Source organism: Streptomyces sp. NPDC052236 (assembly GCF_044548015.1).
Taxonomy (GTDB): domain Bacteria; phylum Actinomycetota; class Actinomycetes; order Streptomycetales; family Streptomycetaceae; genus Streptomyces.
Window position 1 is genome coordinate 614,479 of sequence record NZ_JBIUBL010000001.1, and the last position, 26,538, is coordinate 641,016.

29 protein-coding genes and 1 riboswitch are annotated in these 26,538 nt (G+C 68.0%); of the genes, 14 read left to right on the top strand and 15 right to left on the bottom strand.

Annotation, left to right across the window (positions count from 1 at the left end):
- Positions 1–299: 299 nt before the first annotated feature.
- The 3 genes from ACIHCQ_RS02920 to ACIHCQ_RS02930 form a co-directional block, all read right to left on the bottom strand.
- The gene (locus ACIHCQ_RS02920) at positions 300–1,331 is read right to left on the bottom strand and encodes an alanine racemase (RefSeq protein WP_399657597.1); all 1,032 of its coding nucleotides are present in this window, start codon (positions 1,329–1,331) and stop codon (positions 300–302) included.
- A gap of 112 nt (positions 1,332–1,443) precedes the next feature.
- Positions 1,444–2,562 carry a lipid II:glycine glycyltransferase FemX gene (locus ACIHCQ_RS02925; RefSeq protein ID WP_399657150.1) on the bottom strand — a complete coding sequence of 373 codons (1,119 nt, stop codon included), beginning with the start codon at positions 2,560–2,562 and terminating at the stop codon, positions 1,444–1,446.
- A 160-nt stretch (positions 2,563–2,722) separates the two neighbouring features.
- Positions 2,723–3,037: a hypothetical protein gene (locus ACIHCQ_RS02930; protein WP_399657152.1), complete on the bottom strand. Its 315-nt coding sequence runs from the start codon at positions 3,035–3,037 to the stop codon at positions 2,723–2,725.
- 258 nt (positions 3,038–3,295) lie between these two features.
- On the opposite strand from ACIHCQ_RS02930, the gene rpsF reads away from it, so the two are divergent.
- From rpsF to rplI, 4 genes are all read left to right on the top strand, one after another.
- A complete protein-coding gene (gene rpsF / locus ACIHCQ_RS02935; RefSeq protein WP_159689873.1) occupies positions 3,296–3,586 on the top strand; it encodes a 30S ribosomal protein S6 in 291 nt (96 codons plus the stop codon).
- Positions 3,587–3,657: 71 nt separating this feature from the next.
- Positions 3,658–4,266, top strand: coding sequence for a single-stranded DNA-binding protein (locus ACIHCQ_RS02940; RefSeq protein WP_399657155.1), 609 nt, complete (start codon positions 3,658–3,660; stop codon positions 4,264–4,266).
- A 44-nt stretch (positions 4,267–4,310) separates the two neighbouring features.
- On the top strand, positions 4,311–4,547 hold the full coding sequence (gene rpsR, locus ACIHCQ_RS02945; protein WP_003956534.1) for a 30S ribosomal protein S18: 237 nt from the start codon (positions 4,311–4,313) through the stop codon (positions 4,545–4,547).
- Positions 4,548–4,565: 18 nt separating this feature from the next.
- Positions 4,566–5,012, top strand: coding sequence for a 50S ribosomal protein L9 (gene rplI / locus ACIHCQ_RS02950; RefSeq protein ID WP_399657157.1), 447 nt, complete (start codon positions 4,566–4,568; stop codon positions 5,010–5,012).
- 130 nt (positions 5,013–5,142) lie between these two features.
- Here rplI and ACIHCQ_RS02955 read toward each other — a convergent pair whose 3' ends face one another.
- Positions 5,143–6,480, bottom strand: coding sequence for an MATE family efflux transporter (locus ACIHCQ_RS02955; RefSeq protein ID WP_399657159.1), 1,338 nt, complete (start codon positions 6,478–6,480; stop codon positions 5,143–5,145).
- Between the two features lie 440 nt (positions 6,481–6,920).
- Here ACIHCQ_RS02955 and dnaB point away from each other — a divergent pair, with 440 nt between their 5' ends.
- The 4 genes from dnaB to ACIHCQ_RS02975 all read left to right on the top strand — a co-directional run bounded on the left by dnaB (position 6,921) and on the right by ACIHCQ_RS02975 (position 11,308).
- Positions 6,921–8,384 carry a replicative DNA helicase gene (dnaB, locus tag ACIHCQ_RS02960; protein WP_399657600.1) on the top strand — a complete coding sequence of 488 codons (1,464 nt, stop codon included), beginning with the start codon at positions 6,921–6,923 and terminating at the stop codon, positions 8,382–8,384.
- Positions 8,385–8,660: 276 nt separating this feature from the next.
- Complete coding sequence (locus tag ACIHCQ_RS02965) at positions 8,661–8,891, top strand: hypothetical protein (RefSeq protein ID WP_399657644.1); 231 nt, start codon at positions 8,661–8,663, stop codon at positions 8,889–8,891.
- 79 nt (positions 8,892–8,970) lie between these two features.
- Positions 8,971–9,627, top strand: a complete 657-nt coding sequence (locus tag ACIHCQ_RS02970; RefSeq protein ID WP_399657162.1) for a maleylpyruvate isomerase N-terminal domain-containing protein — start codon at positions 8,971–8,973, stop codon at positions 9,625–9,627.
- 304 nt (positions 9,628–9,931) lie between these two features.
- Positions 9,932–11,308 carry a serine hydrolase domain-containing protein gene (locus tag ACIHCQ_RS02975; protein ID WP_399657164.1) on the top strand — a complete coding sequence of 459 codons (1,377 nt, stop codon included), beginning with the start codon at positions 9,932–9,934 and terminating at the stop codon, positions 11,306–11,308.
- A 79-nt stretch (positions 11,309–11,387) separates the two neighbouring features.
- Here ACIHCQ_RS02975 and ACIHCQ_RS02980 read toward each other — a convergent pair whose 3' ends face one another.
- Both ACIHCQ_RS02980 and ACIHCQ_RS02985 read right to left on the bottom strand, forming a co-directional pair.
- Positions 11,388–11,840, bottom strand: coding sequence for a GNAT family N-acetyltransferase (locus tag ACIHCQ_RS02980; RefSeq protein WP_399657166.1), 453 nt, complete (start codon positions 11,838–11,840; stop codon positions 11,388–11,390).
- A 10-nt stretch (positions 11,841–11,850) separates the two neighbouring features.
- Positions 11,851–12,309 (bottom strand): MarR family winged helix-turn-helix transcriptional regulator, encoded by a 459-nt coding sequence (locus ACIHCQ_RS02985; RefSeq protein WP_399657168.1) that lies wholly within the window; start codon positions 12,307–12,309, stop codon positions 11,851–11,853.
- 138 nt (positions 12,310–12,447) lie between these two features.
- On the opposite strand from ACIHCQ_RS02985, the gene ACIHCQ_RS02990 reads away from it, so the two are divergent.
- The gene (locus tag ACIHCQ_RS02990; RefSeq protein ID WP_399657170.1) at positions 12,448–13,659 is read left to right on the top strand and encodes an MFS transporter; all 1,212 of its coding nucleotides are present in this window, start codon (positions 12,448–12,450) and stop codon (positions 13,657–13,659) included.
- Here the strand turns inward: ACIHCQ_RS02990 and ACIHCQ_RS02995 are convergent.
- The 6 genes from ACIHCQ_RS02995 to ACIHCQ_RS03020 form a co-directional block, all read right to left on the bottom strand.
- Positions 13,656–14,528: a GNAT family N-acetyltransferase gene (locus tag ACIHCQ_RS02995; RefSeq protein WP_399657172.1), complete on the bottom strand. Its 873-nt coding sequence runs from the start codon at positions 14,526–14,528 to the stop codon at positions 13,656–13,658. The two genes, ACIHCQ_RS02990 and ACIHCQ_RS02995, sit on opposite strands and share 4 nt — an antisense overlap.
- A 5-nt stretch (positions 14,529–14,533) precedes the next feature.
- Complete coding sequence (locus tag ACIHCQ_RS03000) at positions 14,534–15,079, bottom strand: DUF2269 domain-containing protein (RefSeq protein WP_399657174.1); 546 nt, start codon at positions 15,077–15,079, stop codon at positions 14,534–14,536.
- Positions 15,080–15,260: 181 nt separating this feature from the next.
- Complete coding sequence (locus ACIHCQ_RS03005) at positions 15,261–15,740, bottom strand: NUDIX domain-containing protein (RefSeq protein ID WP_399657176.1); 480 nt, start codon at positions 15,738–15,740, stop codon at positions 15,261–15,263.
- Between the two features lie 69 nt (positions 15,741–15,809).
- Positions 15,810–16,700: a LysR family transcriptional regulator gene (locus ACIHCQ_RS03010; protein ID WP_399657178.1), complete on the bottom strand. Its 891-nt coding sequence runs from the start codon at positions 16,698–16,700 to the stop codon at positions 15,810–15,812.
- Between the two features lie 298 nt (positions 16,701–16,998).
- Positions 16,999–18,153, bottom strand: coding sequence for a cystathionine gamma-lyase (locus tag ACIHCQ_RS03015; protein WP_399657603.1), 1,155 nt, complete (start codon positions 18,151–18,153; stop codon positions 16,999–17,001).
- A gap of 19 nt (positions 18,154–18,172) precedes the next feature.
- Positions 18,173–18,550: a phage holin family protein gene (locus tag ACIHCQ_RS03020; protein ID WP_399657180.1), complete on the bottom strand. Its 378-nt coding sequence runs from the start codon at positions 18,548–18,550 to the stop codon at positions 18,173–18,175.
- 50 nt (positions 18,551–18,600) lie between these two features.
- Here ACIHCQ_RS03020 and ACIHCQ_RS03025 point away from each other — a divergent pair, with 50 nt between their 5' ends.
- The 4 genes from ACIHCQ_RS03025 to ACIHCQ_RS03040 all read left to right on the top strand — a co-directional run bounded on the left by ACIHCQ_RS03025 (position 18,601) and on the right by ACIHCQ_RS03040 (position 20,881).
- A complete protein-coding gene (locus tag ACIHCQ_RS03025; RefSeq protein WP_399657182.1) occupies positions 18,601–18,918 on the top strand; it encodes a cupin domain-containing protein in 318 nt (105 codons plus the stop codon).
- A 204-nt stretch (positions 18,919–19,122) separates the two neighbouring features.
- On the top strand, positions 19,123–19,335 hold the full coding sequence (locus ACIHCQ_RS03030; RefSeq protein ID WP_399657606.1) for a DUF5326 family protein: 213 nt from the start codon (positions 19,123–19,125) through the stop codon (positions 19,333–19,335).
- A 192-nt stretch (positions 19,336–19,527) separates the two neighbouring features.
- Positions 19,528–20,298: an IclR family transcriptional regulator gene (locus tag ACIHCQ_RS03035; RefSeq protein WP_399657184.1), complete on the top strand. Its 771-nt coding sequence runs from the start codon at positions 19,528–19,530 to the stop codon at positions 20,296–20,298.
- 121 nt (positions 20,299–20,419) lie between these two features.
- Positions 20,420–20,881, top strand: coding sequence for an SsgA family sporulation/cell division regulator (locus tag ACIHCQ_RS03040; RefSeq protein WP_399657608.1), 462 nt, complete (start codon positions 20,420–20,422; stop codon positions 20,879–20,881).
- 3 nt (positions 20,882–20,884) lie between these two features.
- Here ACIHCQ_RS03040 and ACIHCQ_RS03045 read toward each other — a convergent pair whose 3' ends face one another.
- Positions 20,885–22,267 (bottom strand): YibE/F family protein, encoded by a 1,383-nt coding sequence (locus ACIHCQ_RS03045; RefSeq protein ID WP_399657186.1) that lies wholly within the window; start codon positions 22,265–22,267, stop codon positions 20,885–20,887.
- Positions 22,268–22,338: 71 nt separating this feature from the next.
- Positions 22,339–22,480: riboswitch (TPP riboswitch) on the top strand.
- On the opposite strand from ACIHCQ_RS03045, the gene thiC reads away from it, so the two are divergent.
- Positions 22,473–24,311, top strand: a complete 1,839-nt coding sequence (gene thiC / locus ACIHCQ_RS03050; protein ID WP_399657188.1) for a phosphomethylpyrimidine synthase ThiC — start codon at positions 22,473–22,475, stop codon at positions 24,309–24,311. (Overlaps the previous riboswitch by 8 nt.)
- Positions 24,312–24,365: 54 nt before the next feature.
- On the opposite strand, the gene ACIHCQ_RS03055 is transcribed toward thiC, so the two are convergent.
- Positions 24,366–25,193, bottom strand: coding sequence for a hypothetical protein (locus ACIHCQ_RS03055; RefSeq protein WP_399657190.1), 828 nt, complete (start codon positions 25,191–25,193; stop codon positions 24,366–24,368).
- Positions 25,194–25,341: 148 nt separating this feature from the next.
- A complete protein-coding gene (locus ACIHCQ_RS03060) occupies positions 25,342–26,520 on the bottom strand; it encodes a metallophosphoesterase (protein WP_399657611.1) in 1,179 nt (392 codons plus the stop codon).
- Positions 26,521–26,538: the final 18 nt, after the last annotated feature.

Consider the following 26,538-nt stretch of genomic DNA (forward strand, 5'->3'; position numbering starts at 1 on the left):
CGTCCGGTTGAGGGCTCCCCCGGCGAAACCAGCGGGAGGACCACCAGCCTCGCGACGCCTGGTAGGCACTCCCCCAGCTGCCTCCCCCGGGCAAAGCCGGGGAAGTGCCGCCACGCGATGTTGTCGGGCCGGAGTCGCCCGAGTACTCCTCCAGAGCGTCGCCTGGGTGGGGCCCCGGCGAAGCGCCGGGGGAACCCTCACCGCCTTGCGACTGCACGCACCAGACGCCGCAGGGCCCGCCTACGGGCGGACTGGGTTCCCCCCGGACAAGTTCCAGGGGGAACCACTTCAAACACGCGCTAGCGGTCGACCAGGCGGTCGAACTGCGTCGTCGTGTGGCGCAGATGAGCCACCAGCTCATTGCCGACCTTCGGCTCCTGAGCGTCCGACGGTACGAACAGGATCGAGACCTGCATATGCGGCGGTTCGGCGAACCAGCGCTGCTTGCCCGCCCAGACGAACGGCGAGAGGTTGCGGTTGACCGTTGCCAGGCCGGCGCGGGCGACACCCTTGGCGCGCGGCATCACACCGTGCAGCGCCTTCGGGGCCTCCAGACCCACGCCGTGCGACGTACCGCCGGCGACGACCACCAGCCAGCCGTCGGAGGCGGCCTTCTGCTGGCGGTAGCCGAAGCGGTCCCCCTTGGCGACGCGCGTGACGTCGAGGACGGCGCCGCGGTACTCGGTCGCCTCGTGGTCGCCGAGCCACAGCCGCGTACCCATGCGGGCGCGGAAGCCGGTCTGCGGGAACTGCTGGCGCAGCCGGGCCAGTTCCGCGGCGCGCAGATGGCTGACGAACATGGTGTGCAGCGGCAGCCGGGCCGCGCGCAGCCGGTCCATCCAGCCGATGACCTCCTCGACCGCGTCCGAGCCGTCCGTACGGTCGAGGGGGAGGTGCAGCGCGAAGCCTTCGAGGCGTACGTCCTCGATCGCGGCGTGCAGCAGGCCGAGCTCCTGCTCGTTCACGCCATGGCGCTTCATGGAGCTCATGCATTCGATGACGACGCGCGCGCCCACCAGGGCGTGCACACCGTCGACCGACGAGACGGAACGGATGACGCGATCGGGCAGCGGAACGGGTTCCTCGCCCCGCCGGAAGGGCGTGAGGACGAGGAGATCGCCGCTGAACCAGTCCTTGATCCGGGCCGCTTCGTAGGTGGTGCCGACGGCCAGCATGTCGGAGCCGAAGCGCGAGGCCTCGTCGGCGAGCCGCTCATGGCCGAAGCCGTAGCCATTTCCCTTGCAGACCGGTACAAGTCCGGGGAACTGGTCGATCACGGACTTCTGGTGCGCCCGCCAGCGCGCAGTGTCGACGTAGAGGGAGAGCGCCATGGCCGGCCCGGAACCTTTCTGGTGGCTGCGGTGTATCAGAGACATGTACGAGTTGTGTGAGATTTACGAGACTACGGCCTTGCCCGCGACTGCGGGCCCGTCCGCGGCGTCGTCAGCGGCGCGACATGTAGATGTCGAGCGCCTTGTGGAGCAGCTTGTTGAGTGGGAAGTCCCACTCGCCGACGTACTCCACGGCCTCGCCACCGGTGCCGACCTTGAACTGGATGAGGCCGAAGAGGTGGTCGGTCTCGTCCAGCGAGTCGCTGATGCCGCGCAGGTCATAGACGGTCGCGCCCATCGCGTAGGCGTCGCGCAGCATCCGCCACTGCATGGCATTCGAGGGCCGGACCTCGCGCTTGTGATTGGCGGACGCGCCGTAGGAGTACCAGACATGGCCGCCGACGATCAGCATGGTCGCGGCTGCCACGTTCTCGCCCTCGTGGCGGGCGAAGTAGAGCCGCATCCGGTTGGGGTCCTCGGTGTTCAGGACGGACCACATGCGCTGGAAGTACGAGAGCGGGCGCGGCCTGAAGTGGTCGCGCTCGGCGGTGATTTCGTACAGGCGCTGCCACTCGGCGAGCTCGTCATAGCCGCCTTGGACGACCTCGACACCGGCCTTCTCGGCCTTCTTGATGTTACGCCGCCACAGCTGGTTGAAGCCCTTGAGGACATCGTCCAACGAGCGGTTGGCCAGCGGCACCTGAAAGACATAGCGCGGCTGTACGTCACCGAAGCCGGCGCCGCCGTCCTCGGCCTGCTGCCAGCCCATCTTGCGCAGCCGGTCGGAGACTTCGAAGGCCCGCGGCTCGATGAGCGTCGCTTCGACATCGCGCAGGCGCTTGACGTCCGGATCCTGGATGCCGGACTTGATGGCCGCCGCGTCCCAGCGGCGGATGACCACCGGCGGGCCCATCTTCACGGAGAAGGCGCCCTGTTGCTTGAGGTGCGCGAGCATCGGCTGCAGCCAGTCGGCCAGGTTCGGCGCGTGCCAGTTGATCACCGGGCCTTCGGGCAGATACGCGAGGTAACGCTTGATCTTGGGCAGCTGGCGGTACAACACCAGGCCCGCGCCCACCAGTTCACCGTTCTTGTCGAACCAGCCAAGGTTCTCCGAGCGCCATTCTGTCTTCACGTCAGCCCACGCCGGGACCTGGCAGTGACTTGCCGCGGGCATGCTCTGGATATAGGCCAGATGCTGCTCGCGGCTGATGGTCCTCAGGGTCAGGCTCATGCGGGGGGCTCCTCGGCAGGTGTGTCCCCATGGATACAGGGGCTCCGGCTCTCGCGCCGAAGCCTACTGCGCTGGGGGAGCGCCCCGGATGGCCGAAGGGGAGAGCGCCCCTGTGACGCGCCCTTCCTGGCTGTTCTCTGCCCCCTGCCTGTTCTCTGCCCTAGCCCAGGACCCCGCCGAAGAGTCCGCCGTGCGCCATGCCGAGGAAGAAGCCGACCGCGGCAGCCCCGAGGCCGATGATCAGCACGAAGCGCTCCCGGGTCGTCACCGAGATGTACTGCCCGTACGCGCCGGTGAGGATCCCCACCAGCCCGGCCCATGAACTGAGCAGATGGAGGTCGTGGAACATCGCCGAGATGAAGGAGAGAGCTCCCAGCACCAGCGTCACCGCCATCAGGGTGTCCTGAAGGGGGTGGGGCTGGCCGTCCGTGGCGAAGAGGGAGCCGGAGGACCGACGTCGCATTGCTTGTGCCATAGGGCACCTCCTGCGTACTGGAGCGCGGCGCACCGTAGTGCCGCGCACACCCGATGTGTACAGATTGCGGCTGCTGGGCACTGGATTTCAACCGGGAGGCACTCTGCGGGTAGTCTGTACGGTCTGCGCCGGTTGTCTGCCCATGCCACACACATTCCCCCGGGATTGTCAGTGGCGGCCAGTACCGTCGCTCACGCATCACGACCCTCCTGCCACGGAACGACCGTGGCCGCTGAGTCCAAAGGAGGTGGGTTCCACATGCGTCACTACGAAATGATGGTCATCCTCGACCCCGATCTCGAGGAGCGCGCTGTCTCCCCGCTGATCGAGAACTTCCTCTCCGTCGTCCGTGAGGGCAACGGCAAGGTGGAGAAGGTCGACACCTGGGGCCGTCGTCGTCTCGCTTACGAGATCAAGAAGAAGCCCGAGGGCATCTACTCGGTCATCGACCTGCAGGCCGAGCCTGCGGTCGTCAAGGAGCTCGACCGCCAGATGAACCTGAACGAGTCGGTCCTCCGGACCAAGGTCCTCCGTCCCGAGACCCACTGAGCTTCTAGCTCACAGGTCATCGGGATCGAGTAGCAAGCAGCCAGAAGCAATCCCCGCCGAGAGGTTCACCCATGGCAGGCGAGACCGTCATCACGGTCGTCGGCAATCTCGTCGACGACCCCGAGCTGCGCTTCACCCCCTCCGGTGCGGCGGTCGCGAAGTTCCGTGTCGCGTCCACTCCCCGCATCTTCGACCGTCAGACCAATGAGTGGAAGGACGGCGAAGGCCTGTTCCTCACCTGCTCGGTCTGGCGTCAGGCGGCGGAGAACGTCGCGGAGTCGCTCACGCGAGGCATGCGCGTCGTCGTGCAGGGCCGGCTGAAGCAGCGGTCCTACGAAGACCGCGAGGGCGTCAAGCGCACGGTCTATGAGCTGGACGTCGAGGAAGTCGGCCCCAGCCTCAAGAACGCCACGGCCAAGGTCACGAAGACCACCGGTCGCGGCGGCCAGCAGGGCGGCGGCGGCGGTGGCGGCGGCTGGGGCGGCGGCCCCAGCGGTGGTGGCCAGCAGCAGGGCGGCGGCAGTGCACCTGCCGACGACCCCTGGGCCACCAGCGCGCCGGCCGGCGGCGGTCAGCAGCAGGGCGGCGGGGGTGGCTGGGGCGGAAGCTCCGGCGGCTCTGGCGGCTCCGGCGGTTCTGGTGGTTCTGGCGGCGGCTACTCGGACGAGCCTCCCTTCTAAGGGCAGCTCGTACCCACACTTCTTGATCACACAGGAGACACACCATGGCGAAGCCGCCTGTGCGCAAGCCGAAGAAGAAGGTCTGCGCATTCTGCAAGGACAAGACCGTGTACGTGGACTACAAGGACACGAACATGCTGCGGAAGTTCATTTCCGACCGCGGCAAGATCCGTGCCCGCCGCGTTACCGGCAACTGCACGCAGCATCAGCGTGACGTCGCCACGGCCGTCAAGAACAGCCGTGAGATGGCGCTGCTGCCCTACACGTCCACCGCGCGATAAGGGAAGGGTGACCGACCAATGAAGATCATCCTTACCCACGAGGTCACTGGCCTCGGCACTGCCGGCGACGTCGTTGACGTCAAGGACGGCTACGCTCGCAACTACCTGGTCCCGCGTGGTTTCGCGATCCGCTGGACCAAGGGTGGCGAGAAGGACGTGGCGCAGATCCGCCGCGCCCGCAAGATCCACGAGATCGCGACCATCGAGCAGGCCAATGAGATCAAGGCCAGGCTCGAAGGCGTGAAGGTGCGTCTGGCTGTTCGCTCCGGCGAAGCCGGCCGTCTCTTCGGCTCCGTCACCCCGGCCGACGTCGCCTCGGCGATCAAGGCTGCCGGTGGTCCGGACGTCGACAAGCGTCGCGTGGAGCTCGGTTCGCCGATCAAGACCCTGGGCTCGCACCAGGTGTCTGTGCGTCTGCACCCCGAGGTTGCCGCGAAGCTGGGCGTCGAGGTCATCGCCGCCTAAGCGTTGCGCTTACGCCCGGCAGAGCAGTCTGCTCCGGCTGGGCAGTGTGAAGGGCCGCATCCCTGGGGTGCGGCCCTTCGCTTTGCCCTGTTTCACGTGAAACATCGCCGAATCCGAGAGGCGGCCGCAGTCAGCGCGTCGCGCCGGTGACGATCCAGCGGCCCGAGCGCATGCGCAGCCAGAGCGTCACCATGCGGACCGCCATCATCAGCGTCATCGCGCACCACAGGGCCGTCAGTCCGCCGCCGAAGGCGGGGACGAGCAGGGCGACAGGCGCGAAGACCGCCAGCGTCACCAGCATCGCCCCGGCCAGATAGGGGCCGTCGCCCGCTCCCATCAGTACGCCGTCGAGTATGAACACCACGCCTGCGATCGGCTGGGATATGGCGACCACGAGCAGCGCCGGTAGCAGGGTGTCCCGGACCGCCTGGTCGCTGGTGAACAGCGGGATGAAGAGCGGCCGGAGGGCCACGATGAGGATGCCGAGCACCACGCCGGACGCGATCCCCCACTGCACCATGCGACGGCATGCTTCCCGAGCGCCCTTGGCGTCGTTCGCCCCCAGGTAGCGGCCGATGATCGCCTGCCCGGCGATGGCGATCGCGTCGAGAGCGAAGGCCATCAGGCTCCACAGGGAGAGAACGATCTGGTGGGCGGCGATATTGGTGTCGCCGAGGCGTGCAGCGACGGCCGTGGCGATCATCAGGACGGCGCGCAGCGAGAGCGTACGGACCAGAAGCGGAACACCAGCCTGGGCGCTTGCCCGTATACCCGCGGCGTCGGGGCGCAGGGAGGCGCCGTGAAGACGAGCGCCGCGGATGACCACGACCAGATAGGCGACAGCCATGGCGAACTGGGCGATGACGGTGCCCCAGGCTGAGCCGGCGATGCCGAGGCCCGCGCCGTACACGAGGCCGACGTTGAGCCCCGCGTTCGCGGTGAAGCCGCCGATGGCGACGTAAAGGGGGGTCCTTGTGTCCTGGAGGCCGCGCAGTACGCCGGTGGCAGCCAGCACGATGAGCATGGCGGGGATGGAGAGGCTGGAGATCCGCAGATATGTGGTGGCGTATGGGGCGGCGGTGTCGGAGGCGCCGAAGAGCTGGACGAGCCACGGGGCGGTGGGCAGGGTGACGGCGATGACGGCGACCCCGAGCAGCAGGGCGAGCCAGATACCGTCCATACCCTGCCGGATGGCGGCAGGGAGATCGCCCGCGCCGACGCGGCGTGCGACGGCGGCGGTCGTGGCGTAGGCGAGGAAGACGAAAATGCTCACGGCGGTCATCAGAAGGGCCGCCGCGATGCCGAGTCCGGCGAGTTGCGGGGTGCCGAGATGGCCGACGACTGCACTGTCGACGATCACAAAGAGCGGCTCGGCGACGAGTGCGCCGAAGGCGGGGACGGCGAGCGCGATGATCTCTCGGTCGTGGAGTCGCCCAGGACCCTTCGGCGTCGCGGGAGCCTGTGTCATGACGTCTGCCCAATCTTCCACAGGTAATAGATGCAGCTCATCTGCAGTCCTTACCGATACTCTCGCTGAGGCTTCCTCGTGGTGCCGTTTGTCGCGATCTTGGTCCAGTTGGGAAAGTTTTTCTCCCCCACAGCCGGTGGACGGAAGATTGCCAGGTCAGAGCGAGTGCGGCGAGGTTGCTATGACTTTGTCCACAGTGCTGTCCCCCGGTCCGTGCACAGGTTCTGCAGAGTTCTCCACAGCATCTGGTCCTTCGTCCACATGGCCTGTGGATAACAAGATTGGCGGACGGTGGAGACGGGCCTACCGTGAACCGTTGCCAGACGCGCTGGAAGCGGAGTCGGGCAGCTCATTTTGTCAGTGCCGTGCCGTAGAAAGAGTGGCACGGCGAGGTCCGCGGAGCGGACGGGAGGAGGTGTCCGGTGAGCATTTCCGAACCCTTGGACGATCCATGGGCCGCTGAAGGTCCCGGTGACCGTCTGCCCGTCACCCGTCAGCGTCGCAACGAAAGCCGCGGCGGCCGAGAGGACCAGCATGAGCGGGGCAGGGAGGGCAGCGGCTGGGACGGAAGTTCTCCCGGTTTCGAGCGTGTGCCTCCCCAGGACCTGGACGCCGAGCAGTCCGTCCTCGGCGGAATGCTGCTCTCCAAGGACGCCATCGCCGACGTCGTGGAGATCATCAAGGGCCACGACTTCTACCGTCCGGCCCACGAGACGGTCTTCACGGCGATCCTCGACCTCTATGCCAAGGGCGAACCGGCCGACCCGATCACGATCGCGGCCGAGCTGGTCAAGCGCGGCGAGATCACCCGGGTCGGCGGGGCGCCGTACCTCCACACGCTGGTCCAGTCGGTGCCGACCGCGGCCAACGCCTCGTACTACGCGGAGATCGTCCATGAGCGCGCGGTGCTGCGCAGGCTTGTGGAGGCCGGCACCAAGATCACGCAGATGGGATACGCCGCCGATGGCGATGTCGACGAGATCGTCAACTCTGCCCAGGCCGAGATCTACGCCGTCACCGAGCAACGCACCAGCGAGGATTATCTGCCGCTCGGCGACATCATGGAGGGCGCGCTCGACGAGATCGAGGCGATCGGTTCACGCAGCGGCGAGATGACTGGTGTGCCGACCGGCTTCACCGACTTCGACTCGCTGACCAACGGCCTGCACCCGGGCCAGATGATCGTCATCGCGGCCCGTCCCGCCATGGGTAAGTCGACACTGGCGCTGGACTTCGCCCGCGCCTGTTCGATCAAGAACAACCTGCCGAGCGTGATCTTCTCCCTGGAAATGGGGCGCAATGAGATCGCGATGCGCCTGCTCTCCGCCGAGGCGCGGGTGGCACTGCACCACATGCGCTCCGGAACGATGACTGACGAGGACTGGACCCGGCTGGCGCGCCGGATGCCGGACATCTCCCAGGCCCCGCTGTACATCGACGACTCCCCGAACCTCTCGATGATGGAGATCCGGGCGAAGTGCCGACGGCTCAAGCAGCGCAACGGTCTGAAGCTGGTCGTCATCGACTACCTCCAGCTGATGCAGTCCGGCGGCTCGAAGCGCGCCGAGAGCCGACAGCAGGAGGTCTCGGACATGTCCCGAAACCTCAAGCTGCTGGCCAAGGAGCTGGAGCTCCCGGTGATCGCGCTGTCGCAGCTGAACCGTGGGCCCGAGCAGCGTACGGACAAGAAGCCGATGGTCTCCGACCTGCGTGAATCGGGCTCCATCGAGCAGGATGCGGACATGGTCATCCTGCTGCACCGTGAGGACGCGTACGAGAAGGAGTCGCCGCGCGCGGGCGAGGCGGACCTGATCGTGGCCAAGCACCGTAATGGTCCGACGGCGACCATCACCGTCGCCTTTCAGGGGCACTACTCACGCTTCGTGGACATGGCACAGACCTGAGCCGTCCGTATGTAGGGTCTCAAATTTCGCGGCACAATCTCAGCTCCAATGGCACATCGGTGGCACTTATGCCGTCTTCGTGAGACTTGCTGGTCGGGGTTCTCACCCTTTCGGGTGGTGGAGGCTCTAGCCCATTCCGCCCAACGATATGGCGCTGACACTCTTGGCTACACGGGCCACGCCCGTGGGCTGGGGGTGTGCGATGGGCAGTGCCACTGCGACGGTGAGCGTTCGTCGGCAGCATGGTCCTCTCATGGAGGACCGGGAGTGGAATCGGTGCCCATCGGTCTCCTGCAGTCGGCTTGCCCCTGGCGGACGTTCCGCTGGTACAAGGGGCAGAAGCACTACTCGGGTACCTACTGGTCGTCGACGATGCGCGACCACGTGATCCACGAGTCGCGCCTGGAACTGACCCGATTGCTCCTCGCCGCCCAGCGCCGAGAACGCGCCCGCATCCGCAGCGAGAAGGGCATCCGCTGGGGCCGCCCCCGCACCCAAGCAGCCTGATCACCCCAACCGGCGCACCCTCACGGACAACGCACTAGCTGGAAGGGGTTGCCTTCTTCCCTCGCGATACGGTGCTGCCATGTCTCGATCAGTCGAAACCGGATCAGTCTTGTCTCCCGTCACCGCGGACGACGTCGACCTTGCCGTGCGGCTCGCCGTGGGCATCCTTCGGGACGTACCCCCGGAGGGGTGGGGCGGTAAGGCCGGTTCGCTGGAGTGGGACTGCTGGGAGACCGTCGAGCACCTCGCCGACAACCTGGTCTACTACGCCGTGCAGCTGGGGCCGCAGAGCCCGCCGCTGGACACCCATGTGCCTTTCGCGATGAGCCAGAAGAGGCCTGGCGGGCCTACGAACTTCCTCTTCGCGGACCGTGATGCGGGTCCGGCCGGCCTGGTGCAGGTGCTGGAGGCGAGCGGCGCGCTGCTGGTCGCCATGGTGCGTACCACGCCGCCCCGGGTCCGCGCCCACCACGCCGCCGGGGTGTCGGACCCCGAAGGCTTCGCGGCGATGGGGGTGATGGAGACGCTGGTGCACATGCACGATCTGGCGGAAGGCTTCGGGCTTGCCTGGACCCCGCCCTCCGCTCTCTGCTCGCGGGTGCTCGCCCGTCTGTTTCCAGAGGCTCCGGGCGGCGCGGATCCCTGGCTCACCCTGTTGTGGGCCACCGGCCGCACCGAACTGCCGGGGCACCCTCGTCTCACCACGTGGCGCTGGGACAGCACACCGCGGTCATAGGAGCGGACCGGCTTCAGCCGCCGCCAGGCTGATGATCGTGCCCTTACCGCGGCGAGAGCGCACCGGGCCACCCGTCCCAACCGGCAACCCGGCGAACCTATGCGGTCACGGCACTAGATAGCTGCGGAACCGTGGTCAGTGCCCGAGGAAATGACATGACCGTGAGACAGAAGGCATGCCAACGGTCGTGAGACACCGCGAGAAACCGCAGGTCGAAGCATCGGGCTATGCCACGAGCGGCGAGATCCTACACGTAGCGGCTAATCAGGTCGACGCGGCGGTCTCGCACCGGTAGACCTGCCCCATGACCCCACCCTTCGAAGAACTGCTTCCGAGTACGCAGCGGGCCCTTCTGCACCGTATTGCCGTCGCCCAGGCGGAAGGGCGCACGCCCTCCTACGTCGGCGCCGTGCAGCGCGACGGACAGCTGGTCTGGACGGGCTCCCGCACTTCGGTTGACGGACATGGGCCGGATGCCGACACCCAGTACCGCATTGGCTCGATCACCAAGACCTTCACGGCCGTTTTGGTGCTGCGGCTGCGCGATGAGGGCCTGCTCGATCTGAACGACCCCCTCGAGAAGCACCTCCCGGGCACGGGCGTCGGCGAGGTGACCATTGCCCAGCTCCTCGGCCACAGCGCCGGTCTGGGGGCCGAGGCTCCCGCGCCGTGGTGGGAGCGGACGCCGGGCTCGCTCCGGCCCGAACTCGCCGATGTCCTCGGCGAACAGCCGCGGATGCATCCTGCCGGCCGACGCCACCACTACTCCAACCTCGGCTATACGCTGCTCGGTTCCCTGATCGAGGCGGTGCGCGGGGCCTCCTGGGAGGAGGTGCTGCGGCGCGAGATCCTTGAACCGCTCGTCATGGACCGTACAAGCGCACAGGCCCGCGCACCGCATGCGGGTGGCTGGGCGGTGCACCCCTGGGCCGATGTGATGCTGCCCGAGCCCGCCGAGGATCTCGGTCTGATGGCTCCCGCCGGACAGCTCTGGTCGACCGCCGCCGACCTCTGCCGTTTCGCCGCGTTTCTCGCCGAGGGTGACGAGCGCGTGCTGAGCGCCGCGTCCGTGCGGGAGTTGCGTACCCCGTCGGCGCCACCGGAGAGCGACGAGTGGGACAGCGGGTACGGGCTGGGGATGCAGCTCGTACGGAGGGGCGGACGCACGCTGGTGGGGCATACCGGCTCACTGCCCGGCTTCCTCGCCGCGCTCTGGGTGAGTGTGGAGGAAGGGATTGCCGCCGTCGCGCTCTGCAACGCCACCTCCGGTCCGTTGAACGGGACGGTCGCCGCCGATCTCGTACGGATTGTGGCCGACGCCGAGCCGCGTATCCCCGAGCCCTGGCGACCGCTGCCGGAAGTGGACCAGTCGCTGCTGGAGCTCACCGGCCCCTGGTACTGGGGGACGCAGGCCTGTGGTCTGCGCCTTGTCGCCGACCGGGGCGTACAACTGGAGCCGCTCCGGGGCGGCGGCCGAGGGTCGCGATTCGTCGCGCGGGCGGACGGGAGCTGGACTGGCCTCGACGGTTACTACGCGGGGGAGACGCTACGGGTGGTGCGCGGGGAGGACGGCTCGGTGAGCCATCTCGACCTGGGGTCATTCGTCTTCACCCGTGAGCCGTATGGGCCGGGGGCGGCGGTTCCGGGCGGTGTCGACCCCGAAGGCTGGCGCGGGCTGTGATGTTTCACGTGAAACATGGCGATGCGGGTCAGATGCCCGTCTGGTGCAAATGCCCAAGCGGTTCGAATGCCCAAGCGGTTCAGATGCTCATTTTGAAGCCGACGTGCGATGCGCCGAAGCCGAGGCGCTCGTAGAACTGGTGTGCCTCTGTGCGGCTGGCGTCCGAGGTCAGCTGGACCAGCTGGCAGTTCTGGCGGCGTGACTCATCGATGGCCCATTCGATGAGCCGGGTGCCGAGGCCGCTGCCGCGCTCGTCGGCGTGGATCCGTACGCCTTCAATGATCGAGCGCGTGGAGCCGCGGCGGGACAGCCCAGCAATGATGGTGAGTTGCAGGGTGCCGACGACCCGATTCCCGAGTACGGCGACAACCTGGTGCTGACGGGGGTCCTTGGCCAGCTGTTCGAAGGCGGCGGTGTACGGGATGAGGTCGTCCGGCGACTCGCGCTGAGTGCCCAGCGGGTCGTCGGCGAGCATCGCCACGATCGCCGGGAGGTCTTCGAGCAGCGCGGGCCGTATTTCCAGATCACTCATGATCCACAGATTACGCGGGGACCCGTAGTTCCTCGACAGCCGTCACCAGCGGGGCCAGCTCGGGGTTCTTGGCGGCTTCGTCGAGGGCCTCGCGCAGGGCCTTGTCATTGGTCGGCCGTGCCTCGCCGAGCAGTTGCAGGCCTGCTTCCGTGACGTCGGTGTAGATGCCGCGCCGGTCGGTGTCGCAGAGGTACCGGGTCAGCAGGCCCCGGTCTTCGAGGCGGGTGACCAGACGAGTGGTGGCGCTCTGGCTGAGCACGACGGCGTCGGCGACCTGCTTCATCTGGAGATGACCGCCGGGGCCGCTGTGCTGGCGGCTGAGAACGTCGAGGAGCGAGTACTCGCGCACGCTCAAGCCGTGCCCGGACTCCAGGGCCCGTTCGATATGGGCCTCGATCTTCCCGTGAAGCAGCGAGAGCGCGCACCAGCCTTGCGAGAGGGCGGTGAGTGCGGGGTCGGTCGCGGTCATGTGTTCCTCCTCCGTGCCGGAGCGGCTCCTACCAGGATAGGCGACGAGCGCAATAGCCCGCTCTTGCATTTAGTCGGCGTCTGCAATTATTGTGAACGCTCGTAAGGTGCAATAGCAATCGTCTTGGAAGGTTCCCTCATGCCACTCGCGCTCCTGGCCCTCGCCATCGGGGCTTTCGGTATCGGTACCACTGAATTCGTGATCATGGGCTTGCTGCCCGAGGTCGCCGCGGACTTCGGGGTCTCGATCCCCATGGCGGGGTATCTGGTCACCGGTTACGCGCTCGGGGTAGTCTTGGGCGCTCCGCTGATGACCGTCCTGGGCACCCGGATCTCGCGCAAGCGGATGCTGATGCTGCTGATGGGCCTGTTCATCGCCGGGAATCTGCTCTCGGCGGTGGCGCCGGTGTTCGGGGTGATGCTGGCCGGACGGGTGGTGGCCTCGCTGGCGCACGGCGCGTTCTTCGGCATCGGCTCGGTCGTCGCCGCCGATCTCGTCGCCCCGGAGAAGAAAGCCGGTGCGATCGCGATGATGTTCACCGGCCTGACCGTTGCCAACGTCGTCGGCGTCCCGCTGGGCACGTACATCGGTCAGAGCGCCGGTTGGCGTGTGACCTTCACGGTCGTCGCCGCCCTCGGTGTCATCGGCCTGTTCGGCATAGCGAAGCTCGTCCCCGACATGCCCAAGACCGAAGGCGTACGGCTGCGCCACGAGCTGGCGGCCTTCCGCAATACGCAGGTGCTGCTCGCCATGGCGATGACCGTCCTCGGCTTCGGCGGAGTGTTCGCCGCGATCACCTACATCACACCGATGATGACCGAGGTCACCGGCTTCGCCGACGCCTCCGTCACCTGGCTGCTCGTGCTGTTCGGCCTGGGTATGGTCGTCGGCAACCTCGTCGGCGGCAGGCTCGCCGACCGGGCTCTGATGCCGTTGCTGTACGTGTCCCTGGGCGCCCTCGCCGTGGTGCTCGCGCTGTTCACCCTCACCGCCCACAACAAGATCACGGCTGCCGTCACGATCGTCCTGATCGGCGCACTGGGCTTCGCGACCGTCCCACCGCTCCAGAAGCGGGTCCTGGACCAGGCCGCCGGCGCCCCCACGCTCGCGTCCGCCGTCAACATCGGCGCCTTCAACCTCGGCAATGCCCTCTCGGCGTGGCTCGGCGGCATCGTCATCGCCGCCGGACTCGGCTACACCGCCCCCAACTGGGTCGGCGCGGCCCTGGCCGCCTCGGCCCTCGCCCTGGCGGTGCTCTCCCACCAGCTCGAACGCCGCACCGCAGGCCGCGTCATCGCCGCCTCCACCCCTGGAGCAGCCGCTGTTCCTGAGGCTGCTGTTGTTCGCTAGCCCGCCGCGACCGTCAGGGGAGCGAAGCGGCGGGTCCAGTCGCCCGGGAGTGCCGGGACGCCGTAGGCCATCACCGCGTTGAAGGCGATCGGCCCCAGGCCGTTCGTCTTCGCCCAAGTGAGGAGCTCCTCGTGGCGTACGTCGATGTCGGTGCGGAGCGGGCGGTCCGTGCCCGCCGCCAGCGAGGTGATCAGGGCCTTTGCCGTCTCCGTGTCCCGGGCGATCAGCGGGCCGACGACCTGCGTGGCCATGTTTGGCCACGCCGCCGCATACCCCGTCAGTACACCGTCCTCCTCCGCAACCCGGAACTGATCCGCGAAGGCGGGCAGGCGCGTGATCACATGGGTGCGGTCCACACCGAAGACCTCGCTGTCCAGGCGCAGGACGGCCGGGAGGTCCTCGGCGGTTGCCGGGCGGATGGTCACCGCTGCGGTGGCCGCCGCCGAGGTGGCCGGACCCGGGGCGCGGAAGTGGCCGCAGACCATTTCGGCTCGGCCGACGTTCTCGAAGCCCAGCTCCTCATAGAGCGGCTGCCCGTTCGGGGTGGCATGCAGGGTGACCGGCGTGTCCCCGGCCTCCTCCAGTACGTGCCTCATCAGACGCCGTCCGACGCCCTGCCGGGCGTACCGCTCGGCAACGAGCATCATGCCGATCGCGGCGAGCCCGGGGCCGTACGAGGTCAGTACGCAGGCAGTCACCAGTCCCTTGCCCGACGGGTCGTCGATGCCATATCCCGCTCCCGCCGTCAGGAGCAGACCCCATTTGTGTTCCTCGCGCGGCCAGCCGCGGTCCTCGGAGAGATCGGCGCAGGAAATGAGGTCGTCCGTTGTCAGCCGCCGGATGGGCAGCTGGGAGAAAGCTGTCGGCATACGGGTCAGGCTGTCTGACGCAGCGATCGTTCGTCCAGTGCTTTCTTAGAAGTGGCGGAGGCGCGCAACCGGTGACCGCGCTTCGTCAGGCCCCATGGCTTGAGTACGGAGATGCCCGTCATGAAGACGTACGCGGTCAGGGAGACGATCGGGCCCATCACCAGGTCCCGTGGTTCGGCCGGCGGGGCGCCCGACGCGACGGTGTCGACCGCGTTGTTGACCCCCGGACGCAACGCGAAGACGGAGGCGGTGATGGTGGCGAGGGTCAGCCAGAACTTCGTATACACCCAGCGGTGCCTGGCCAGGCCCCATGTGGTTCCGAGGGACAGCGCCAGCCCGCTGAGCAGCGTCAGCACAGCGACCGGAAGGACCAGCCAGTCGGTGAAGACCTTCATCGAACGGCAGGCGGCCTCAATCATGGCTCCCGACCCTGTGGTGATCGCCGTAAGCCCAAGCGCGAGCAGCCCGAGTGTGAGCCCGAGCCAGCCGGCGGCGACGGTGACATGGACGACGAGGATGGCCCGGCGAGTGGGGCGCTTGAGTGGTTTCACGTGAAACACGGTGCCGGGCGGGGCGGTCGTCCCGCGTCTGACAGCAGGAGTAATCGCCAGTACTAGCCTCGGCGTACAGGGCGTTCCGCGGGCACTGGTGGCGTCTCCAACGCTCTGGTGCACCGCGCCCGCCCCTGTGGACCTGTGACGTCCCGCGCCTCGGGCTCAGGCCCGCCCGGCGTCAGCCCAGGTCCGGCGCGTGCATCGCCCGTACCCCTTCGATATTGCCGTCCAGATAGTGCCGCAGCGACAGCGGTACGAGATGGACGGCGGCGATCCCGACCCGGCTGAACGGCACCCGTACGATCTCGTAATCCCCGCAGGGATCCTCGATCTCCGGGCCGTGCCGCCGCGAGGGGTCCATGGACTCCAGTCGGCAGACGAAGAAGTGCTGCACCTTCACCCCCGTCACACCGCCGTCAGTGATGTGTTCGACAGTGTCGACGAAGCACGGAACCACATCCGTGATCTTGGCGCCGAGCTCCTCGTCCACCTCCCTGTGCAGGGCGTCGACGACGGTGGCGTCCTCGGGCTCGACCCCGCCGCCGGGCGTGAGCCAGTACGGATCCACCCCGGGCTTGGTGCGCTTGATCAGGACGAGGTCATTGCCGTCCAGCAGAATGGCGCGTGCGGTGCGTTTGACCACCGGTCGTTCGGTCATGGCAAGAGCGTGGCCCACGCCGCGCGTTCTGAAACTCCTCTCCGCCCCGCAGTCCTGTCGCTCCCGCCGTCACCAGTCGACGGCAGCACGCAGCAGTACCTCGTGCGCCCGCGCGATGTGCGGGAGGGCGAGCGTGCCAGTACGTACGACCAGAAAGTACGTACGCAGTGGGGGCACCGGAGGATCGAGCAGCGCCACCACCCGCCCGAGCCGTAAGGCGTCCTCGCACAGATACCGGGGCAGCACGGCGAGCCCGGCGCCGGAGGCCGCGGTCTCCAGGACGGCCCGCAGATCGGGGGCTATGACGGCCCCCGCCGCGGCCGGAGGGGAATCGAAGACGGCGGACCAGTAGCGCGACACCAGCGGCAGCGACTCGTGCACCTCCACGACCGGCAGCTGCTCCAGCACCACGTGCCCCTTGCGCAGTACGCCGGCACCCAGCCGCGCCGCCCAGCGCGGGGCGGCCACCAGGACGTGTTCCTCGTCGCAGAGGGGAGTTGCGGTGAGCAGCCCGCCGCGCGGCCGGGCCGTGGTGATGGCCAGATCATGGTGTCCGGCGGCCAGGCCCTCCAGTGTCTCCTCGGCGTTCCCGAACGAGGCGCGCAGTGCCAGTCCCCGCGAGATCAGCGGAGTGAGGGCGGGCAGGGCGCGAACTGAGGTGAACTCCGGGGGGCCGGCCAGATGCAGGGTGCGCGTTCCCGCTTCCTCGTCCAGGCCGGTCTCGGCGATCTCCACCAGGGCATCCAGATGCGGGGCTGCCCGGTGCGCGAGCTCGTCGCCGATGGTCGTGGGAGTCACGCCACGCGCCTGGCGCAGGAACAGGGGGCGGCCCAGCTGTCGCTCCAGCGTGCGTATCTGTCCGGTGACCGCGGGCTGGGAGAGCCCGAGCAGGGCGGCGGCGCGGGTGAAGGAGCCGGCCCGGTGCACCGTGACGAACGTGCGCAGCAGGGCCAGATCCATGTCATGCCCCTCCCGGCCCGATGGTGTCCGCCAGGCAATGCCTCTCCGGACCAGGCATTGCCTGCTCGGACCAGGCAATGTCTCCCGGAACCGCCTGCGAACTCGGGCCACTATAAATACGTCGATAGGTCGCTGTCGCTACTGTGATTGGACACTGACGGAGAGTCAACTAGCCTTGGTCACACGGTTCTTCGCGCGTGGAACCGGGGCGGTCCGAGCCATGAGGGGGGAGGCTCGGGCCGCCCGTCGTATGTACGAGCGCTTACGCGCGCCGACGTACACCGGCGTACACCCTGGCCTACTGACCGTGTTCAGCCGCCTCGTCCAGCGCCCGCAGTACGTCCGCCACCAGGTCATCGGCGTCCTCGGCGCCCACCGAGAACCGGATGAACCCCTCCGGCACGTTGTCGCCGCCCCAGCGTCTGCGCCGTTCCGCGCTGGAGCGCACCCCGCCGAAGCTGGTCGCGTCGTCCACCAGCCGCAGGCTGTCGAGGAAGCGTTCCGCGTGCCCGCGGTCCGGCAGCACGAAGGAGACCACCGAGCCGAAGCGCCGCATCTGCGCCGAGGCGGTCTTGTGCGACGGGTCGGTCACCAGCCCCGGATAGCGCAGCCCGGTAACCTCGCCCCGGCTTGCCTCACCGCGCCTGCTCAGCGCCTCCGCGAGCGCCAGCGCGTTCGCGCACTGCCGCTCGTTCCGCAGGTGCAGCGTGGCCAGGGAGCGGTGTGCGAGCCATGCCTCCATCGGGCCGGGTATCGCCCCGGCGAGCTTGCGCCAGCGCCGTACACCCGCCGCCAGCTCCGTATCGCGGCAGGTCACATGGCCGAGCAGGATGTCTCCGTGCCCGGTCATGCCCTTGGTGTCGCTGGCCACCGAGAAGTCGGCGCCCAGCTCCAGCGGGCGCTGCCCGAGCGGCGTCGCGAGGGTGTTGTCGCACGCGACCAGCGCGCCGGCCGCGTGCGCCGCCCGCGCCAGCCGCCGTACGTCGCACACGTCGAGCCCCGGATTGGACGGCGTCTCGATCCACAGCAGCCGCGCTCCGTCCAGGACGGACAGCTGCGCGTCGCCGCCGGTGGGCGCGGTCCGCACCTCGACGCCGTACGCCTCCAGCTGCTCGCGCACCAGGAGCAGCGCCTGGTAGCCGTCGTCCGGCAGTACCACGGCGTCCCCGGCCTTCAACTGCGAGAACAGCACGCCCGACACCGCCGCCATGCCCGAGGCGAAGGCCACGGTCTCGACGGACTCCCCCGGCGCCTCGAGCTCGCCGATCGCCCGCTCCAGCAGCGTCCAGGTCGGGTTGGAGTCCCTTCCATAGGTGTACGGCCCGGTGGGCTCGCCGGGCAGGTGAAAGTGCGCCGCGAAGACGGGACCCGGCAGCGTCGGTTCGTACTTCACAGGCTCGGGCAGGCCCACCCGTACGGCTCTGGTGCCATCCCCCACTCTCATGCCACTCATGTCACTCATGCCGAGACCTTCATTCCTTGTCAGGCAGGGCTACGTTGAGCGCCCACGAAACGATCGAGATGATCAGACCGCCGAGCACGGCGGTCCCGAAGCCCTCGACATGGAAGTTCAGATCGAACTGGTCGGCCAGCCAGGAGGTCAGCAGCAGCATCAGGGCGTTGATCACCAGTGTGATCAGCCCCAGGGTGAGGATGAACAGCGGCAGCGTGAGCAGTTTGACGACCGGCTTGACGACAAAGTTGACAAGGCCGAACAGGAGAGCCACCAGGGCCAGCGTCAACGCCTTCTTGCCGGTGCCCCCGCCGCCGAGCGTGATGTCCTGGAGCAGCCAGATGGCCACCCCCAGGGCACCCGCGTTCGCGATCGTCTTGACTAGAAAATTCATCATGTGTCTGATCGTGGCAGACATGATCGGACCAAGGCAGGGGCGGACGGGCGATGAAAGCATTCCGACTGGACGAGCTGGAGGCGGAACGCGCCGCCAACGACGGCGCGTATCTGCAATTCCTGCGCGAGCGGAACATGTCGGTAGGGCTGTACGCGCTGGACGCCGGTCAGCTCGACCCTCAGCTGCCGCACCACCAGGACGAGGTGTACTTCGTTGTCAGCGGCCGGGCCGCCATCACGGTGGGGATGGAAACGACGCAGGTCGGGCGGGGGAGCGTGATCTATGTCCCGGCCGGAGTACCGCACAAGTTCCACCACATCGCCGAGTCTCTGCGCGTGATGGTGGTCTTCTCTCCGCCTGAAAGCTGAACGCGACCCTGAGGGGACCTTAGGGTCCGGTCAGGGGAGTTCAAGGGATCGGGGGCCCCCGCCGACCCCCTTCTCCCGCCTAGCATCGAAGCCATGAGCTCGGAGAAGTTCACCGAAGGGCTCTGAACAGTTCAGGCATTAGGAACATTCAAGACATTCTTGATATTCAGGAAGTTCAGAGAAGCGAGGTCCAGGACGATGGCGGTGCGCGAGCTGTACGCGGGAATGCCGTGGTGGTTGAAGTGGGTCGCGGTGCCCGGCATCGCCCTGTTCGTATTCGGTGGGACGATTCTCACCATCGCGGGTGTGGTGATCGGGCTGCTCTTCAAGGCCCTGATCTTTGTCGCGCTCGTCGGCGGACTGATCTTCGTCGTACGGAAGTTCATGACGTCATCGAGCTCGCGCGGCGACTGGTGACGGGCGACGGGCGTCCGTACGTGCGTTAACCCGGCAGAGGGAATGCCCTGACAAAGTCCCGGCTCCGGGCACGAGCCGGCATTACTGTGGCAAGCCGCTGCCGCCCCTTGGGAATGACGCGCGGTGGGCGGCGCGGGGGCGGCCCCCGCAGACGGGTGTGCAGCCCGTCTCCACGCCTGGGGGTGATGACCTTTGGCCACGGCTACGAAGACCACTGCCCCTACCCTGATCAATTCGGTACAGCGGGCGCTGAGGCTGCTGGAGGCCGTGGGGTCCCACCAGGACGGGGCGCCCGCGAAGCAGCTCGCGCGCGAGGCGGGACTTCCCCTGCCCACCGCGTACCACCTGCTGCGGACGCTGTCGCACGAGCACTATCTACGGCGTGAGAAGGGCGTTTTCGTACTGGGCGACGCGGTCGGGCGGCTCGCCTTGGGCGGCGCCCAGCAGGAACGGCGCAGCCGGCTGCAGGACGCGCTGGCGCACTGGCGGGACGCGCTCGGCGTCCCGGTCTACTTCGCGGTCTACCGCGAGGGCGAGATCGAATTCGTCGCTGTCGCGGACAGCCCGTACGCCCCCGCCGTGCCGGAGTGGGCGGACTTCCGCGCGACAGGGCACGCCCACGCGCTCGGCCAGTGCCTGCTGAGCCAGCTCGACGAGCGGGCACGCCGCGACCACCTGGACCGTCACCCGGTGCAGGACGTCACGCCGTACTCCGTACGCGACCCGCACACGCTCCTCGGGCGGCTCGCTTCGATGGAGCGGATGCAACCGGTCGTGGAGCGACAGCAGTACGCGCTCGGCACGGTCTGTGCCGCCATCCCGATCACGGCCGGATCCGGTGCTGCGGCGATGGCCATTTCCCTCCCTCTGCACCAGGAAAAGCGCTTGCTGCCCGCAGTCGAGCAGCTGCGCAAGGGAGTCGGAGGAGTTCTCAGCTCGCTCGCGTTCTCTATCAGTATCTGAAAAATCACTCCTTGTGATCCTCTAACGGCTCCACCACGATGGTGTCAAGAGGGTCATGGGGATCATTCCTGGCCGTCTTGAGCGGATTTCCCTTCACTGCTTCATTCACTGGGGGTACATGATGCGAGAGTCGGTCAAGGCCGGGGTCGTGATGAGCTTCGTCGTCTCCGAGGAGTTGTCCTTCCTGGTTCCGGTGGAGATCCAGTACCAGTCGGGTGAGCCCTACGCGGTACGGATGACCTTCCACCTGCCTGGCGACCCGCCCCTGATCTGGGTCTTCGGCCGTGAGTTGCTGTTCGACGGCATCCATCGGCCGAGCGGGGAGGGCGATGTGCGCATCGCGCCGATCGTGCCGAGCACGCCTACGTCGCCTGCCGGGCCCGAGGGGCTGCCCGATGTCGGCATCACGCTTCAGGTCGGCCGCGAACGGGCGCTGTTCAGGGCGAGCGCGGCGCCGCTGCTGGTGTTCCTCGACCGCACCGACGAGCTTGTGCCGCTGGGGCAGGAGAGCGCGTACGGTCGTTTCGACTCGCGTCTGGAGGAGGCGCTCGGGCGCATCCTGGCCGAGGAGAATGCCGGCTGAGCGCTACTTCTTGCGGCGGCGGCCTCTGCCTCGTACCGGCGACGGTGACGGTGACGGCGAGGGTGGCGATCCGGGCGACGCGGCAGACGCGGGCGACGGACCGGATGTTCCCAGCGTCGCCGCTGCAGGGGTTCCCGGGCGGTCCGCGGAGACCACCAGCGCCGCGAGCGCCGTCGTCACCGGCACCGAGGCGACCAGACCGATCGACCCGACCAGCGTCCGTACGATCTCCTCCGCCACCAGCTCGCTGTTGGCCACCGACCCCACACTGCTCTGCGCGATCGAGAACAGCAGCAGCAACGGCAAGGCCGCGCCCGCGTAAGCCAGTACGAGGGTATTGACGACGGACGCGATATGGTCGCGGCCGATCCGGATGGCGGCCCGGTAAAGCGCGCGCGGCCCCATGCTCGGGTCCGCCTGGTGCAGCTCCCAGACCGCCGAGGTCTGGGTCACCGTCACATCGTCGAGTACGCCGAGCGAGCCGATGATGACACCGGCCAGCAGCAGACCGCTCATGTCGATGTCCGGATACAGGCCGTGGATCAGGCCCGTGTTGTCGTCGGTGTTGCCGGTCAGGCTCGCCCAGCCGATGAAGAGCGAGCCGAGCAGCCCGATCAGCAGCAGTGAGATCAGCGTGCCGAGGACCGCGACCGAGGTGCGCGCGGTGATTCCATGGCAGGCGTAGAGCGCGATCAGCATGATGGCGCTTGCCCCGATCACCGCCACGACCAGCGGATTCGAGCCTTGCAGGATCGCGGGCAGGATGAACAGGGTCAGTACGGCGAAGGAGATGGCGAGCGCGACCAGCGCCATCAGGCCGCGCATTCGTCCCACCAGCACCACCGTCAGCGCGAAGATCCCGGCCAGCAGCGCCATGGGGAGCTTCCGGTTCACATCGGTCACGGAGTACTGGAGATCGCGGGGCGCATCGGGCGCGTACGCCACCACCACGCCCTGGCCCTCGCCCAGCTGCCGTGGCGCGTCCGGCTGGATGACCTCGGTGAAGGTACGGCCCTTCTCCTTGCCGCTGGTGACCTCGATGGTCGCCCTCTTGCAGCTGCCCTGCTGGGCGTTGACCGCCTCGCGGCCCTCGGGCGTGGACGTGTCGCCGGTCGGCGGGACCTGCGCCGCGTTGACGTCCTTGCAGTTGACCTTCTCGACCTTCACCACCTCGCCCTGCTCGGTCTGCCGGTCGAAACCGACACCGGTGCGCTCATGGCCGGGCGCGCCGCCCGGCCAGAGCACGAGAAGGCCCACGACGACCGCCGCGGCGAACGGAATCACCACGGCCGCGATGACCCTGCGAAGGTGCTGGGAGACGGGCGCGGCGGGCCCATGGCTGTGCGTATGGCCGTGCGGCTCGGGCGTCTGCTGCGATGAGGTCACCGACCGATCATCGCAAGAACGAGAGGGGCCCTCTGGTCAGCGCGCCAGAAATGACGCTAGCGTAATGGCACCTTTGCACACGCGGGAGCTCGGAGCACCGGGCTGAGAGGGCGCTGACCTCCGTACATACAGATGTACGTACGGAAGCCGCTGCGTCGACCGCCGAACCTGTTACCGGATAATGCCGGCGTAGGGAGTAGGTCTCATGACCGTATCGGACGCACGCACGCCTGCCCACGAACCGCTCGAAGAGCGCGAATTGGGTGAACCGGGTCAATCAGGCGAACCTGGTGGATCTGGAGCATCTGGCGGATCTGGCGGGAAGTCCATCGGCTGGCACAAGGGGTACGTCGAGGGCTCACGCCCCGACCTCCGGGTGCCGGTGCGACTGGTGCACCTCACCAACGGCAAGGACGTGACGCTGTACGACACGTCCGGCCCGTACACCGACCCCACCGTCGAGACCGATGTCCGCCGCGGCCTGCCGCCGCTGCGGGAGAACTGGGTCATCGGCCGCGGCGACACCGAGGAGTACGCGGGCCGCCCGGTCCGCCCCGAGGACGACGGGATCAAGCACACCTCGCCGCGCGGCGGGCTGCGCAATCTCGACGCGGTCTTCCCCGGCCGCCCGCGCCAGCCCCGCCGGGGGCGCGAGGGGCAGGCGGTGACGCAGCTCGCGTACGCCCGCCGGGGCGAGATCACCCCGGAGATGGAGTACGTCGCGATCCGCGAGAACGTCTCCCCCGAGGTCGTACGCGAGGAGATCGCGGCCGGGCGGGCCGTACTGCCCGCCAACGTCAACCACCCCGAGATCGAGCCGATGATCATCGGCAAGCGGTTCCTGGTGAAGGTCAATGCCAACATCGGCAACTCGGCGGTCACGTCCTCCATCGAGGAGGAGGTGGACAAGATGACCTGGGCCACCAAGTGGGGCGCGGACACGGTCATGGACCTCTCCACCGGCCGCAATATCCACACCACCCGCGAGTGGGTGCTGCGCAACTCCCCCGTGCCGATCGGCACCGTGCCGCTCTATCAGGCGCTGGAGAAGGTCGACGGCAGGGCCGAGGAGCTGACCTGGGACGTCTACAAGGACACGGTCATCGAACAGGCCGAGCAGGGCGTCGACTACATGACGGTCCACGCGGGTGTGCTGCTGCGGTACGTCCCGCTGACCGCCCGCCGCAAGACCGGCATCGTCTCGCGCGGCGGCTCGATCATGGCGGCCTGGTGCCTGGCGCACCACAAGGAGTCGTTCCTGTATGAGAACTTCGAGGAGCTGTGCGAGATCCTCGCCTCGTACGACGTGACGTACTCCCTCGGCGACGGCCTACGGCCGGGCTCGATCGCGGACGCCAACGACGAGGCGCAGTTCGCGGAGTTGCGCACGCTGGGGGAACTCAACACGATCGCCAAGCGTTTTCAGGTACAGACGATGATCGAAGGCCCCGGTCACGTCCCGATGCACAAGATCAAGGAGAACATCGACCTCCAGCAGGAAATCTGCGAGGAGGCCCCCTTCTATACGCTCGGCCCGCTCACCACGGACGTGGCCCCGGCGTATGACCACATCACCTCCGGCATCGGGGCGGCGATGATCGCCTGGTGGGGCACTGCGATGCTCTGCTACGTCACGCCCAAGGAGCACTTGGGCCTGCCCGACCGCGACGACGTGAAGACCGGCGTCATCACGTACAAGATCGCGGCGCATGCGGCGGACCTGGCCAAGGGGCATGCGGGCGCGCAGGACTGGGACGACGCGCTGTCAGACGCGCGATTTGAGTTCCGGTGGGAGGACCAGTTCAATCTGGCCCTCGACCCGGACACGGCACGGCAGTTCCACGACGAGACGCTCCCGGCCGAGCCGGCGAAGACCGCGCACTTCTGCTCGATGTGCGGTCCAAAATTCTGTTCGATGAAGATCTCGCAAGACATCCGGCGGCAGCACGGCGGCTCGCAGGAGGAGATCGAAGCGGGCATGGAGGAGAAGTCGAAGGAGTTCGCCGCGGCGGGAAACCGGGTCTATCTGCCAATCGCGGACTGAGTCCGGCTGACCGGACTGAGCCCGGCTGACCCGGACAGTCCCGGGCCGGTCGGCTCACTCCGGCTGGTGTTCGGGGCCGCCGAAGTCCGGGCTTGTGAAGTCCGGGCTGGTGAAGGTGGGTCGCTGGCCCGCCGTTGAGCCGTCGCTCGGGCTGGAGTAGTCCGGGCCGCTGTAGCCGATCTTCGGTATACGGCTCACATGGCGCGGCGGTGTGGTGGAGGACGGGTCGGCGCTGGGATCGGCCAGCGCCGCCCGCAGGAAGGGCAGCAGGCCACGCTCCAGTACCGCGTGGCGCCAGGCCTCCTTGGCCCGGGCCACCTCGTCCGGCTCGCCCCCGGCCTCCTCGGCAGGAACCTGGGTCGCGCCGTTGCGCAGGGCGGTGAGCAGCAGCCCGACCGCGGCGATCAGGATGCCGGCCGCCGTGACGGCACCGAAGAACCAGCCCGCGGTGAGCAGGGTCTCGGCGAAGGAGGGAGTGGGGTTGAGCAGCTTCAGGATGTAGCCGACCAGCAGAAAGATCGCCGCTGCCGTGCCCGCGAGCACCGGTGCCAGTACGGCGATGACGGCGGCGAAACCGGCGCCGTCATCGCCGCCGGCCTGGCCCACCGCGGGTGCCAGCACGGAATTGCGTACGGACGCGTCGGCTGTGGGTGCCCGTTGCTCCTCGCGGACCTTCACATAGTTCTCGTACTCGGCCGACGCGGCGCTGGTTATCAGAGCCGTCGCATTCAGGGCCATGGTGCGCAGTTGCGCGGAATTGAGGCGCTGTCCCACGGCGGCGAGATCCGGACGGTCATGGGCGTTGCGCAGCGCGTCATCGAGGATTCGCTCGTACTCGGCGCGATCCTCGGTCAGCAGGTGCGGAGCGCTGTTCATGTGCATCCCCCGATGCTCCGTAGGGCCAGGTTGCCCGCATTGACCGGGCGGTTGGGCAGAAACGGAGGAGAGCCTGCTACGGATAAGCCGATGGTAGAGCTGTTACAGCGCGGGGTGACAGGGGGTTTCCGGAAATCGCCTTCCCGGGATCGGCTCAGTCATGCAACGGCAGTTCGACCACAAGCAGTTTTCCGGCCATCGTCACACCGCCATCCATGGCGATGGCGAGCCCGTCGGCGTACACATGCGGGCCTTCGACGACCGGGCGCGCGCCGTCCTCGCCGTCCTCGGTGCCCACTTCGCCCAGCAAATACGGGATGGGGCTGTGGCCGTGCACGACGCGTCGGCCGCCATAGGCGGTGAGCAGTTCGCGTACGGCGTCGGACCCGGCTTCGTCGCGGAAGGCGAAGCGCCTGGTCAGTTTGCGGAAGAGGTCCCAGCATTCGTCGGCGTCATTACGGGTGACGATCTCGTGCACCGTGTCGTTGACGTCGTCGATGGTGGCGCCGTACTCCAGGTAGGCGGTCGTGTCGGAGTGCATCAGCAGATGCTCGTCCTCCTCGACCACCGCGTCGAGCCGCGCCATCCACTGGAGGTGGACCTCCTGCAGGCGGTCCATGTCGGTCTTCTGGCCGCCGTTGAGCAGCCAGGCGGCCTGGAAGGTGGCGGTGCCCGCACCGGAGTTGACCGGTGTGTCGCCGAACCGTTTGGCGCCGAGCAGCAGCAGTTCGTGGTTGCCCATCAGCGCCTTGCAGTAGCCGCCGGCGGCTGCGGCCTCGGCGGAGAGCCGCATGACGAGGTCGATGACGCCGATGCCGTCGGGGCCGCGGTCGGTGAAGTCGCCGAGGAACCAGAGGCGGGTGTTGCCCGCGGTCCAGTGGCCTTCGGCGTCGATGAGGCCCTGGGCGGTGAGCGCGGCGAGGAGCTCGTCGAGATAGCCGTGGACGTCGCCGACCACATAGAGCGGGCCGGGTCCCTCGGGCACGGGCGTCTCGGCGGGGTCGGCCCGCACTTGGACGGTGTCGCCGGGCCCGCCGCGGGTGATCACCGGGAGGTCGCGTGCGGTGGGGGTGTAGCCGTCCGGAGTCTCGCTCTCCGGGACGGCGTTGCCAGGATGGCCGGAGTTGGTGGAGGGTGCCGGGACAGGCGTCTGTGGGACCTGCGGGGGCGGTGGCGAGACCTGCGGGAGGGCCTGCGGGAGGACCTGCGGGACCTCCTGGTCCTGCGATTGAACGGGAACCTGGGCATACGGCGGTACGCGGAAATCTCGCAACGTCGCCGTCCGCACCACGGGTCCTTGACCGGCCCCCTGAGTCATCGACCCCTCCACCACCGTCGCGCCGCCGTTCAC